This window comes from Corynebacterium sp. MSK074, assembly GCF_030229735.1.
Taxonomy (GTDB): Bacteria; Actinomycetota; Actinomycetes; order Mycobacteriales; family Mycobacteriaceae; genus Corynebacterium.
In genome coordinates, this window is record NZ_JASPIX010000001.1 from 321,713 (window position 1) to 333,732 (window position 12,020).

Below are 12,020 nucleotides of genomic sequence, written 5' to 3' on the forward strand. Positions count from 1 at the left end.
TCTCCTGCCAAGTAGTTAGCGAAGCGATATAAATTATCCTGTCGCTTTCTACTATCTAGGAGTACTTCAATGCAGTTCCGTCGCATCGGCCAGCTTGTGGCCGCCACTACCGTTTCCGCTGTTGCTCTCTCCGGCGCGCAGGCGGTGGCACAGGAAAACAAGACCACCATCTCCGTCACCAATATCACCGATATTCACGGTCACTTGGAAGACAAGATTGGTGACCCAGCCAAGGCCGGTGATGAGATCGGCGTAGCTCGTCTGCAGACCCTCATTAAACAGGTAAATGAGGGTCAGGAATTCAACCTGACCTCCTCGGGCGATAACGTGGGTGGCTCCGCCTTCGTATCTGCAATTTCTGATGACAAGTACACCCTCGAGGCCCTTAACAAGATGGGCATGAAGGTGTCAGCAGTGGGTAACCACGAGTTCGATAAGGGCACCGAGGATCTCACCGAGCGCATTCAGCCGAACTCTACGTACCCCATCCTGGGCGCAAACGTGCTTAAGGATGGTCAACCCTTGCTCGAGCCTTCTCACGTGGAAGACGTCGACGGCGTCAAGGTGGGCTACGTTGGCACCGTAACGGAGAACACCAAGTACAAGGTATCCGCGGCGAAGATCCCGGGCGTTACCTTCACAGACCCAGTAAAGGCAACGAATGAAGAGGCCACCCGCTTGAAGGAATCTGGCGAGGCGGACGTCGTCATCGCGCTCTTCCACGAGGATGCCCAAGAATATGCCGAGGGCTTCAATAAAGACGTAGACGTGCTCTTCGGCGGCGATACCCACCAGCGCACCAAGGGCGAAATCCCCCGCGAAGGTGCCCTTCCATTGCAGTGGTCGCAGGGGCATGAGTATGGCAAGCTGCTTAACGACGTCGACATCACCTTTGACAAGTCCGCCAAGAAGGTAACCGACATCAAGCTTAGCCAGTACGATGCTACGGATGCTGCCGCTGTTGGGCCGGACGCCGAGATCGCGGCCGTCGTTGAGAAGGCACAGAAGGAAGCCGAGGTTGAAGGTGCTAAGACCGCTGGCAATGTGGAGCATGACCTGTTCCGTGGCTCTGACGAAGGTGCAGAGGCAGGCTCCAACCGTGGCGTAGAATCCACCCTCAATAACTTCATCGCAGAAGGTCAACGCTATGCCATGAGCGAGCAGGTAGGCAAGGATATCGAAATCGGTGTTATGAACGCCGGCGGTGTACGTGCCGACCTAAAGGGCGGAGATGTTACCTACAAGGACATCTTTGAAGTACAGCCTTTTGGCAACTCCGTGATTACCGCCAAGATTTCTGGTGAAGATTTCATCAAGGCATTGGAAAACCAGTGGCAGGAGGGAAGCCGTCCACGCCTGGCCATGGGTCTTTCCAATAACGTCCAGGTGGTCTACGACCAGAAGGCTGACAAGGGCGAGCGCGTAAAGTCTGTGACCATCAACGGCGAGCAAATCGATCCAAAGAAGGATTACTCCATTGCGCTGTCATCCTTCCTTGCTTCCAGTGATGAAGAAGCAGGCGGCGACGGCTACTTCAACGCTGGTGCCATCAAGGACAAGAACGATGTGGGCTACATGGACACTCAGGCCATGATCGACTACATCAAGTCGGGTGAATCGGAGGTCCGCACGGGCCAGGGCCAGATCGGTGCACACATTGAGGGGGACGTGAAGCCGGGTGAGGAAATCACGGTGAACCTGTCCAGCCTCAATTACTCCACCGACGGTGAGCCGATGGCGAAGAAGGCAACGGTGAAGCTGGGTGACGCTGAGCAGACCGTAGATATCGACAACGCCGCACAGGAAGGCGATGCGCAATTTGGTGAGCGTGGTCGCGCAACGGTAAAGCTCACCGTTCCGGAGAACCTGAGCGGTACCCAGAACCTGGAAATCACCACGGACGCCGGCACTAAGGCAACTTTGCCACTCGAGGTAAGCGGCGAGGGCTCCGAAGAGCCGGGAGCTAAGCCTGCGCCAAAGGGCTCTTCCTTGTCCTCCAACGGCTCTTCCGTGGGCGGCGCAGTATTCGCCATCGTTGCAGCGCTGGTAGCTGGCGTTGCGGTTGTGGGCATGAACCCGCAGATTCTTCCTGCCCCAGCTCGCAAGATGATTGAGGACCTGCGCAAGCAGTTCCACGTCTAAGACAGCACAGCACTTGGCGGAGCGGCTCTTCCTGAACGGGGGAGTGACGCTCCGCCTTTTCTGTATGTGTCGCGGCTGCCGGGTAACCTTAGCAGTCGTGGATACTCTAGAACTCTTCCTGCGCGAAATTACTTATCAGCTGGGTATTGAATGGCACCGTATTCCCGTTGTCGTGCTGGCTACTTTGGGTATCTACCTATCCTTCATGGTTTTGGTGAAGGTATTTGGCTCTCGGGTACTTACGTCCATGACGGCCTCAGATGCCATCATCATTATTATGTTTGGCGCGGTTGCAGGTCGTGTCATCGTGGGCAATCCACCGACCCTAGCCGCCGGTGTCATCGGCCTGACCACGCTGATGGCGCTTGAAGCTGCTTTCGGTACCATTCGCAAGGTAGTGAAGTGGACGCGCTTTTTAGACCGTCGTCCCATCCTCTTAGTCTTTAGCGGCGAGATGGTTGAAGATAACCTGACGCTGGCCCATATCACTGAATCGGATATCTACTCGGCGGCGCGTAGGGCCGGCATTAGCCGCATGGAAGACGTACAGATAATGATCCTTGAGCCTACAGGCCATATCTCCGTCATCAAGGTCGGTCAAGCCATCGACCCGGAGCTTTTCAAGGACCTCGTGGGGTCTGAATACATCGAAGACGCTAAAGACGCTTAGGACACACGCCAAAGCTTGGCAAGAAACGTAGAGAGCATCCCTGAGCTCCCTTTGCCCAAGAGCACACGAAAAAGCCGCCGCCTTCCACTAAGGAAAGCAGCGGCTTAAGAATCGCTATGAAGCGGTGACCTTACTTGGTGCCGAAAGGCAGGTCGAAGTACTTGTTTGCGAATGCGAACAGGGTGCCCAGAGCGCCGATAATAGCGGTGAAGACGCCGATCCAAGCCTTGATGTCGTCAGCCTTCTCCTTGGAGGTGCGGTTATCTTCCTTCTTGGAGTCGTCAGTCTTGGAGTCGTCGGACTTTTCAGCTGCGTAGTCGTTGTCAGAGGAAGAAGACAGGCCCTCGACGGAGTTGGTGATCTTGGAGGACAGGTCGGAGGTGGTGTCCTCAGCGTTAGCAACGGTGGTGCCTGCGAAAGCTACGGACAGAGCGGTTGCGCCAGCAACGAGTGCCTTGCGGGAGAAAAGCTTCATTTTTGATTCCTAACAAGCTTGGTGTGTTCAAAGACGTTTCAAATAATAGACAGGCTGACAGCCTTCCGCAACAGTATTGGCAGGTTTTTGTTCACTGGCTGAACTAGCTGAAAGTCCGCTGTGTGCTGTGTGTTTACTGCTGTGACTGTTGTGATCTGGGGGGATTTTAGTGTTCTCGTGTTTCTGCAGCTTAACCCGCATAATCGGGCTCAGCTTAATTTAAGGAAAGGAGAAGCCCCGGCGCATTCATTCACGGAGTGTGTGGTGAATGGCCGGGGCTTTGTGCCCGCCCCCGTTAGGGGGGATGGTGCGGTGGGGCTAAGAGGGGGCGTCGCCAAGCAGGGCTTTTCTGCCGCTTAAGCCTTGACGGTTGCCTTCTTAATCTTGACTTCCTTAGCGGGCTTGCCATCTGGTTGGCCGCCTTCGACGCCGTTCTTGGCAATCTTATCCATCGTCTTCATGCCCTTGTCGGTGATGGTGGCGAAGTAGGTGTAGCTCGGGGCCAGCTCAGAATCGTCGTAGTTGAGGAAGAACTGGGAACCATTGGTGTCTGGGCCGCTGTTGGCCATGGCGACGGAACCGCGCGGGTAGACAACGGGGTTCTGAGCGTCCTTCTCATCCACCTCGTCGGTGGGGTACTCATCGCCAAAGCTGAAGCCAGGTCCGCCGGAACCGGAACCGGTTGGGTCGCCGCACTGCAGTACGTTGATCCCGCTTGAGGTCATACGGTGGCAAACGGTGTCGTCGTAGTAGCCCGACTTGGCCAGCTCAGAAATAGCATTGGTGGTACACGGCGCCTTGGCGCGGTCCATTTCCATCTCAATGGTGCCCTGATTGGTCTCAAAGGAAACGGTGACGGTGCCCTTGGTGGAAATATCCTTGCCGTTCGGCTTCTTCGCGCCGTTGGACTCTTGACCGTTGTCCTCATACTTACAGGTCACGGTATCTGGCAGGGCCTTGGCGCGCTTGTCAGCGATGGGTTGCGCCTGTGGCGTTTCTTGCGAGGTCTCAGCTGCGGAAGATTCCTCAGCCTGTACGTTTTCATCGTCGCCTTCGCGGGTAGACAAGAAGTAGATGCCGCCGACGAGGGCGAGGATTACTACGAGGGAGGCGGCAACAACGCCTAGCGGACGTGCCTTTTGCTTGCGTTCGCGGGATTTTAGCTCGCGCTCGAGCTTGCTCAGCGCCTCTTCGCCGCGTTTTTGATTATTTGGCACCGGGAGTCAACCTTTCTAGCGATTTTCGGTGGCATGATTCAACCTGACCGAGTTTAGCGGTTCCCTACAGCTGAGAAAGCGTTGGCATGGAAAATAGAGCAAGTTAATAGCTTTTAGGCCAAATCATAAGTACGCCGGCATCTGTGGTTGAACCAGATTTTATCGATCCGCCAACGCCCACCGTTGGTGAACTTCCCGCAGTGGGAGATCCGCTGCCCGAATTTGAACTCATCGGTACCGACCTGCGTCAGATTACCAATGAGACTTTTGCGGGAACGCGCCTTATTATTTCCATCTTGCCCTCTATTGAAACCCCTGCCTGCCAAGAACAGCTGCGCCGCTTCCATGAGCAGGTGGCGCATCTAGGCAACACTAAGCTTCTTTCCGTTTCTCTTGATTTGCCTTTTACTCTCAAGCGTTTTTGCGCAGCTGATGGCATTGATGATGTCATCGCCGCCTCCGCATTTCGCTCTGACTTTGGTGAGAAGTTCGGTGTGACCGTGCGCGATTCCGTCCTGGAAGGCCTGCTTGCCCGCTCCGTGCTGGTGGCTGATGAAGACCACAAGGTCATCCACACTCAAATGGTACCGGGCGTTGTTACCCAGCTTGATTATGACAAGGTGTGGGACATTTTGCGTTAAGCCGTTCGGTGCTGCCGGCCTCTGCTCATCAAGAAGATGGGGGAGGCCGGCTCCTTTTTATGGAGACAGCTAGGGTAGTGGGTATGGAAATCTTCGGTTTTACTGCCGGTCCGTTTCAGACCAATACTTATGTGATTGCGGAAGGCCGCCGCGCCTTCATCGTGGATCCCGGCATGGATGCGATGGAAAAAGTCCTCGAGCATGACTTGGACTATGAGGCTATCGTGCTCACCCACGGCCATATTGACCACACCCGGGACGCCGGGTCTTTGGCAGAAAAGCTCGACATCCCTGTTTATATCCACCCTGCTGACAGGTTTATGCTCGATAGCGGCGAAGGAGTGTCGCCCCAGGCCCAGGAGCTTTTCGACGCCGCCCATATGACCCCCATCGATGACCTTCGCGAGCTCCATGATGGCGAAACCCTGGAACTTCTTGGTCATACCTTTGCTCTCAAACACGCGCCTGGGCATTCGCCGGGCTGCGTGATGATCGTCGCCGAGGACTTTGCCCTCACCGGTGATGTGCTCTTCGCCGGGGCCATTGGACGCACCGACTTACCTCACTCGGACCCCAATGCCATGCAGAAGTCGCTTGCTGGCCCAGTGTGGAGTCTGCCCGATAACCTTGACATTCTGCCCGGCCACGGGCCTACCACCACGATGCGTAAGGAGAGGGCGACCAATCCCTTCTTCGCAACATTGAGGGAGGTACTGTAATACCCGTGAGTAAAAAGAAGCAGTTCCAAGCCCTGTCCGCCCCCAAAGGTGTCCCAGACTATTTCCCACCGCAGTCGGCCGCATTCTATAAGGTGCGCCAGACCATGGTGGAGCAGGCACATCTCTCCGGCTTCCAGCACATTGAGCTGCCCATTTTCGAAGACACCGCGCTTTTCGCCCGTGGCGTGGGCGAGTCCACCGACGTGGTGTCTAAGGAGATGTACACCTTTGCTGATCGCGGCGACCGTTCCGTTACTTTGCGCCCAGAGGGTACCGCTGGCGTGATGCGCTCGGTCATTGAGCACAACCTGGACCGCGGCCAGCTGCCCGTGAAGCTCAACTATTTTGGTCCGTTCTTCCGCTATGAGCGCCCCCAGGCTGGCCGCTACCGGCAGCTACAGCAGGTCGGTGTAGAAGCTATTGGCGTGGACGATCCTGCGCTTGACGCCGAGGTCATCGCTTTGGCGGATCGTTCCTTCCGCGCGCTGGGGCTTAGCGGCTTCCGCCTCGAGCTCACCAGCTTGGGCGATCGCAACTGCCGCCCAGCTTACCGCGAGAAGCTGCAGGAATTCCTCTTTAAGCTCGACTTGGATGAAGAGACCCGCCACCGTGCAGAGATTAACCCTTTGCGTGTGCTGGATGACAAGCGCCCGGAGATCCAGGAGCAGCTTGCCGACGCCCCCTTGATGCTCGACCACCTCAATGACGAATGCCGCGAGCACTTCGAAACCGTTACCGGCATGCTGGACGATATGGGCGTAGCCTACGAGATTAATCCCCGTATGGTCCGCGGCTTGGACTACTACACCAAGACCTGCTTCGAGTTCGTTCATGACGGACTCGGCGCGCAGTCCGGCATCGGCGGCGGTGGCCGCTACGACGGACTGATGGCTCAGTTAGGCGGCCAAGACCTATCTGGTATCGGCTACGGTCTGGGAGTCGACCGTGCCCTGCTGGCGCTGGAGGCTGAGGGCATCATCCTCGATGGTGTGGAGTCCCGCGTGGACGTCTTTGGCGTTGCACTGGGTATGGCCGCCAAGCGCACCATGACCACCCTGATTAATGACCTCCGCAAGGCTGGAATCTCTGCGGATATGTCCTTTGGAGACCGTGGCCTGAAGGGCGCGATGAAGGGCGCCGACCGCGCCGGTGCACGCTTCGCGCTGGTCTTGGGCGAGCAGGAGCTAGAAAATGGCACGGTTGCGCTCAAGGACCTTGCCGCCCATGAGCAGCACGACGTAAAGGTTTCGGACCTAGTGTCCGTACTTGCTCGGGAAATGAACGGCGAAGCCTAAATTTCTTTGGTCGGTGGGCATCGCGCTTAGGCGCGGTGCCCACTTTTTATGCCCGCCAAAAAGAGATCAATGATTTTTTCCTGAATATCCGGCTGGTAGGCCTCGATATCAACCTCGCGGGGTCGTGCCAGGCTCAACAGTCCCACAATGAATTCGAGGTGGGTGACGCCGGGGCCAATGTCGCCTTGCTTTTGGCCCAGCTCAATAAACCGTCGGCCGTTGCGCTCCAGGAGGTCGCGCTGGGCGATTAACTCAGGGCTAAGAGAGTCCAAATCCTGAGGGACGAACGCAGGAATGAGCGTGTTTAGTCCCATTGTCAGGATATGGGTGGCGTAAGTGCGGACGTAGTCTTCTCCAGAATGCGTAGAGTTTTCAAAGTCCGCGATGAGGCGCTGTTGAAACTTGGCAAAGGCATTACCCATATATTCCGCGCACGCGCGGATAAGGCTCGCGCGGTTGGGGAAGTTGCGGTAGACCGTAGCCACGCTTACGCCAGCCTGCGTAGCCACCTTTTCCAAAGCGACATCATCGCCGTGGGTACGAAAGAGCTGGCACGCCGCGGCAATAATAGCGGTACGGCGATGAAGGGCATCTGCGCGCATGGAGTCCTTTTTAGCACTCCACCTGCGAAACGCTAAAGCCCATGGTCTTGGCCAATCCGCCCAGGGAGGTCTCCTTGTACTTGGAGAGCATATCGCGGCCGGTTTCAGCCATGGTTTGTACCGCATTATCCAAGGTCACGTGGTGAGTGCCTTCGCCCATTTTGGCCATGCGCGCGGCGTTGATGGACTTTACCGCGCCGATGGCATTGCGCTCAATACACGGAATTTGCACCAATCCGCCCACTGGGTCGCAGGTAAGGCCCAAATTATGCTCCAAAGCAATCTCCGCGGCGTTTTCCACCTGCGCCGGGGCTGCACCCAGCAGCTCAGCCATGCCTGCGGCGGCCATAGCGGAGGCGGACCCCACCTCGCCTTGGCAGCCAACCTCGGCTCCGGAGATGGACGCGTTTTCCTTGATAATCATGCCGATGGCACCGGCGGTCAATAGGTAGCGCCGAGCTGTGGAACGGGTGAAGTCTGCGCGGAAATCGCGCGCATAGTGCAGAACTGCTGGAATGATGCCGCACGCGCCGTTGGTAGGTGCAGTAATGACGCGGCCACCGGCAGCGTTTTGCTCATTAACCGCTAGGGCGTACAGGTTAACCCACTCCATGGCGGAGAAACCGCAGCTGGTGTCGTCCTGGTTTTCTAGCAACTGTGCATACATCTTCGGGGCACGGCGTGCCACACGCAGGCCACCTGGAAGAAGCCCCTTGGTGGAAATACCCTCGGTTACGCATTCACGCATGATGTCCCAGACTAAATCAAGGTGGCGCAGAACGTATTCCGCTCCGCCTTCATCGCGGTGCAAGGCTTCCTCGTTGGCAAGTACGATCTCCCAAATTGCTTTGTCATGAGCCTCGCAGAGGTTGAGCAATTGTTCGCCCGTGGTGAACTTATAGGGAACGGAGTCATCTACCTGGGCGGCGGCTACGCCGGCAGGAACCTCATTGCTTTCGGCGACTTCCGCATCGAGCTCGGCGCGGGAGAGGATAAAACCGCCGCCGACAGAGAAGTATTCTTCCTTTTCTGCGAGGAGGTTGCCGTTGTCATCCCAGGCGCTAAAAATCATGCCATTCGGGTGCTGGGGCAGCGGTTCATTATCAAAGACGATCTCATAATCCACCGTGCCGCGGGGACCAGATATGGTTCCTTCGCTGGGGATAAAGCCGCCCGCGTGGGGCTCGGCGTCGATAGGCACGCTCAGCGGATCCCACCCGGCGAGCCCAAGGATGACGGCGCGATCGGAAGCGTGGCCCCGGCCGGTGGCGGAAAGCGATCCGCGCAACTCCGTATAGACCTTAGCTGGGTGTTTCTCTAGTGAATCGAGGAATTGCTTAGCCGCGCGCATGGGGCCGACGGTGTGCGAAGAAGAAGGGCCAATGCCGATGGAGAAGATGTCCGTGACGCTAATTGTCATAGTTAAGCTGTGCCGAACCTTTCTGAAGGGATAGCTGTTGGGCGCATGTGCTGTGCCGCTATTGCGGTCACAGCCGAAACCGAAGAGTAGAGGCAGATTTTATGTGACCAGGGTAGCGAAAGTCACACCTTCTATCAATCGCCGTCTATGCGTAGCACTGCTCGCGTTTTGGCTTAGCTGCCATACCCATTCAGGAGCTTGTCTAGGGGAATGAAGTTCTCCTTTGCTAGCCGGATGGTGGAGCGGCCTCCCAGCCCGGTGGGATCGCCGGCAATTCCAGGCACCCTGTCCAGCGGGGCAACTATCTGGTCAGCCAGCTGGATGGCAGAGCGCTCAATTCGGGCGGCAATGCGCTCTCCTTCCGGAGTGCCTAAGTCTTCTGTGGCCTGGAATACGCCAGTTGGCACGATGTTGGCGTGGAGTAGGTTAAATAGCGGGCGGAGCGCGTAGTCCAAAATGAGGGCATGGCGCGAAGAACCAGCCGTAGCTGCAATGATGGTGGGTAGGTTATCAAGTGCATAGGGCTGCAAGGTGTCAAAGAACATCTTGAAAAGACCCGAATAGCTGCCTTGGAATACAGGGGTGACGGCAATGAGTCCATCGGCATCGGCAACTTGCTGCTTGGCTCTAGCCAAAAGCGGTGTGTGCGCAGTCTGATCGGTCATGGCGGTAGCTAGTTCGAAAGCGAGATCGCGGACCTCAATGACGTCGATGTGGACTCCTTCACCGCGCGCGGAGATTTTGGCGCGGGTGGCTTCAGCGAGCATGTCCGCCAGCCTGCGAGAGGATGACGGCTGCGAAAGACCAGCTGAGATAACGAGGAGGGAGCGCATAACTAGTTCTCCTTTCCTGGGCTGACCTGAAGGTGTGAAGGATGAGGCGCAGAGAGCAAGCTTGCGTGCGTCGGCGGGTCAGAAGGCACGTGGCTCGGGCGGCGCTGCGCAAAGCGGCGTCGCAGCTCGGGAACAACCTGCGTGCCGAGAATTTCTATCTGCTGGAGAACTACCTCTTGGGGCAGTCCGGCATGATCGATGAGGAATAGCTGGCGCTGGTAGTCACCGGCCCAGTCAGCGAAGCTGAGGGTCTTTTCAATTACTTGTTCTACGGTGCCGACGGTCAGTGGAGTCTGCGCCGTGAAGTCCTCGAGGCTTGGCCCGTGGCCATAGACTGGGGCGTTGTCGAAGTAGGGGCGGAAGAAGTCTTTAGCTTCTTGTTCGGTTTCGCCAATGAAGACTTGGCCGCCAAGTCCGACGATTGCTTGGTCCGCTTGGCCATGGCCATAGCTTTCAAAGCGACGGCGGTAGAGGTCTACCATCTGGGCGGTGTGTTCCTTATTCCAGAAGATATTGTTGTGGAAGAAGCCATCGCCGTAGTATGCGGCTTGTTCAGCGATTTGCGGCGAACGAATGGAGCCGTGCCAGACAAAGGGCGGAATTCCATCCAGCGGTGCCGGAGTAGCGGTAAACCCTTCTAATCCCGCGCGGAACTTTCCTTGCCAATTAACAACTGGCTCACGCCACAGCCTGCGCAGCAGGTGATAGTTCTCAATAGCCAAAGGAATGCCTTGCTGGATGTCTTTGCCAAACCAGGGATAGACCGGGCCGGTATTTCCGCGGCCGAGCATGAGGTCTACGCGGCCGTCAGCAAGGTGCTGCAAAAATGCATAGTCCTCTGCGATCTTCACCGGGTCATTGGTAGTAATGAGCGTGGTCGCAGTAGATAGCTGCAAGCGTTTTGTTTGCGCCGCGATATAGGCCAAGTGCGTTGTAGGAGAGGACGGCACGAAAGGTGGGTTGTGGTGTTCGCCGGTAGCAAAGACATCAAGGCCAACCTCTTCGGCTTTCAATGCAATCTCCGTCAAGTTGCGGATGCGCTCAGCCTCAGTGGGGGTCTTTCCTGAGATGGGGTCAGTGGTCAAATCCCCAATACTGAAGATACCGAATTGCATGGTTGCCTTTCTATGCGGTGCACAGGAGTAAAGATAGACGCGTCGCCGAACGCCGGAGAAGCCGACTGCGGGAGAATTATTCCCATTCTAGGGCATCAAAAAGCGCCGGTAGATCGGCCGGTGCAACGAGGCGCAGGGGTTTCTCAGTGACCTTGCCGTGTTCCGTGATGACCGCGGCGCATGGGTGATGTCCTTGGTTGTCGGTTTCTGAAAGGGCGTCCACCGTTTCCTGCACGCTTACTGTGCGGGCAAGAAAGATAGCGCGATCACTGGGTTCTTTGTATTCCACAATGTCCGCGATGTCCGCGGCATCGAGCACGTGATTATCGCTGAGGTCTCTGGCTACCCATCGAGCGATAGTGTTGGTGGTTAGCAAAGCGGTGAAGCGGCCCTCATCATAGATGGGGATTTGGGAGAAGTCCTTATCCTTTATGACGTTAAATGCCTCCATGATTGATGTGGCAGATGTCAAGGTAAATACCTTTTGTGGCTGCAAAACGTGGAGTGCGTCGGGTGGGGAAACCACTATGTCTCGGAGGGCGGAGATTTGCTTGACCACTGCTTCGTGCGGTTCAGCGATGGGCTCCGATTTGTAGTAACGCCCGTGGGCAATGGCATTGCGAAGGTTACAAAAATCTTTCAGTGCCTCGGCTTGCTTGCCAGAAAGCATGTGTTTATCTCGTGCCTTATCTACTATCCACCAAAAGGAATCTGAGTTCTCAGCGTTGAGAGCCGAGCGCAAGTGTTGTTCTATGTCGTTGAATGCGGCCAGGAATGCAGTAGCTCGGTGCGCGGTCATATGGGCCAGTGTAGAGAAGGGGGGCGTCGCCAAGCAGGGTGTTAGTCCAAGCCACCCAATGGAAAGTCCGCTAACCCCGGCTCGATGGCCGA

The 12,020-nt window shown here is 56.6% G+C and carries 12 protein-coding genes; 5 read left to right on the forward strand and 7 right to left on the reverse strand.

Annotated elements, in window-relative coordinates:
- Positions 1-69 precede the first annotated feature (69 nt).
- Together QP965_RS01520 and QP965_RS01525 are read left to right on the forward strand one after the other, a co-directional pair.
- On the forward strand, positions 70-2,142 hold the full coding sequence (locus tag QP965_RS01520) for a bifunctional metallophosphatase/5'-nucleotidase (RefSeq protein WP_284843896.1): 2,073 nt from the start codon (positions 70-72) through the stop codon (positions 2,140-2,142).
- Between the two features lie 97 nt (positions 2,143-2,239).
- Positions 2,240-2,812, forward strand: coding sequence for a DUF421 domain-containing protein (locus QP965_RS01525; protein ID WP_239277624.1), 573 nt, complete (start codon positions 2,240-2,242; stop codon positions 2,810-2,812).
- A 130-nt stretch (positions 2,813-2,942) separates the two neighbouring features.
- On the opposite strand, the gene QP965_RS01530 is transcribed toward QP965_RS01525, so the two are convergent.
- On the reverse strand, positions 2,943-3,287 hold the full coding sequence (locus QP965_RS01530; RefSeq protein ID WP_284843897.1) for a hypothetical protein: 345 nt from the start codon (positions 3,285-3,287) through the stop codon (positions 2,943-2,945).
- A gap of 356 nt (positions 3,288-3,643) precedes the next feature.
- The gene (locus tag QP965_RS01535; RefSeq protein WP_284843898.1) at positions 3,644-4,504 is read right to left on the reverse strand and encodes a peptidylprolyl isomerase; all 861 of its coding nucleotides are present in this window, start codon (positions 4,502-4,504) and stop codon (positions 3,644-3,646) included.
- 143 nt (positions 4,505-4,647) lie between these two features.
- Here QP965_RS01535 and tpx point away from each other — a divergent pair, with 143 nt between their 5' ends.
- The 3 genes from tpx to hisS all read left to right on the forward strand — a co-directional run bounded on the left by tpx (position 4,648) and on the right by hisS (position 7,159).
- Positions 4,648-5,145, forward strand: a complete 498-nt coding sequence (tpx, locus tag QP965_RS01540) for a thiol peroxidase (RefSeq protein WP_284843899.1) — start codon at positions 4,648-4,650, stop codon at positions 5,143-5,145.
- 83 nt (positions 5,146-5,228) lie between these two features.
- Entirely contained in the window at positions 5,229-5,864 is a 636-nt protein-coding gene (locus tag QP965_RS01545) for an MBL fold metallo-hydrolase (RefSeq protein ID WP_284843900.1), read from the forward strand.
- 5 nt (positions 5,865-5,869) lie between these two features.
- Positions 5,870-7,159: a histidine--tRNA ligase gene (gene hisS, locus QP965_RS01550; protein WP_284843901.1), complete on the forward strand. Its 1,290-nt coding sequence runs from the start codon at positions 5,870-5,872 to the stop codon at positions 7,157-7,159.
- Positions 7,160-7,185: 26 nt separating this feature from the next.
- On the opposite strand, the gene QP965_RS01555 is transcribed toward hisS, so the two are convergent.
- The 5 genes from QP965_RS01555 to QP965_RS01575 form a co-directional block, all read right to left on the reverse strand.
- Positions 7,186-7,761, reverse strand: a complete 576-nt coding sequence (locus QP965_RS01555) for a TetR/AcrR family transcriptional regulator (RefSeq protein ID WP_284843902.1) — start codon at positions 7,759-7,761, stop codon at positions 7,186-7,188.
- A 10-nt stretch (positions 7,762-7,771) separates the two neighbouring features.
- Positions 7,772-9,181, reverse strand: a complete 1,410-nt coding sequence (locus QP965_RS01560; protein WP_284814202.1) for an L-serine ammonia-lyase — start codon at positions 9,179-9,181, stop codon at positions 7,772-7,774.
- A gap of 173 nt (positions 9,182-9,354) precedes the next feature.
- Positions 9,355-10,014, reverse strand: coding sequence for an FMN reductase (locus tag QP965_RS01565; protein ID WP_284843903.1), 660 nt, complete (start codon positions 10,012-10,014; stop codon positions 9,355-9,357).
- A 2-nt stretch (positions 10,015-10,016) separates the two neighbouring features.
- Positions 10,017-11,129 carry an LLM class flavin-dependent oxidoreductase gene (locus tag QP965_RS01570; RefSeq protein ID WP_284843904.1) on the reverse strand — a complete coding sequence of 371 codons (1,113 nt, stop codon included), beginning with the start codon at positions 11,127-11,129 and terminating at the stop codon, positions 10,017-10,019.
- A gap of 76 nt (positions 11,130-11,205) precedes the next feature.
- Positions 11,206-11,928 (reverse strand): CBS domain-containing protein, encoded by a 723-nt coding sequence (locus tag QP965_RS01575; protein WP_284843905.1) that lies wholly within the window; start codon positions 11,926-11,928, stop codon positions 11,206-11,208.
- Positions 11,929-12,020: the final 92 nt, after the last annotated feature.

Excerpts from the sequence above, each read along its gene's own strand:
- QP965_RS01555 (WP_284843902.1), bottom strand. The coding sequence starts at position 7,761 with ATGCGCGCAGATGCCCTTCATCGCCGTACCGCTATTATTGCCGCGGCG.
- QP965_RS01575 (WP_284843905.1), bottom strand. The coding sequence starts at position 11,928 with ATGACCGCGCACCGAGCTACTGCATTCCTGGCCGCATTCAACGACATA.
- QP965_RS01565 (WP_284843903.1), bottom strand. The coding sequence starts at position 10,014 with ATGCGCTCCCTCCTCGTTATCTCAGCTGGTCTTTCGCAGCCGTCATCC.
- QP965_RS01545 (WP_284843900.1), top strand. The coding sequence starts at position 5,229 with ATGGAAATCTTCGGTTTTACTGCCGGTCCGTTTCAGACCAATACTTAT.
- QP965_RS01560 (WP_284814202.1), bottom strand. The coding sequence starts at position 9,181 with ATGACAATTAGCGTCACGGACATCTTCTCCATCGGCATTGGCCCTTCT.
- QP965_RS01530 (WP_284843897.1), bottom strand. The coding sequence starts at position 3,287 with ATGAAGCTTTTCTCCCGCAAGGCACTCGTTGCTGGCGCAACCGCTCTG.
- QP965_RS01570 (WP_284843904.1), bottom strand. The coding sequence starts at position 11,129 with ATGCAATTCGGTATCTTCAGTATTGGGGATTTGACCACTGACCCCATC.
- QP965_RS01520 (WP_284843896.1), top strand. The coding sequence starts at position 70 with ATGCAGTTCCGTCGCATCGGCCAGCTTGTGGCCGCCACTACCGTTTCC.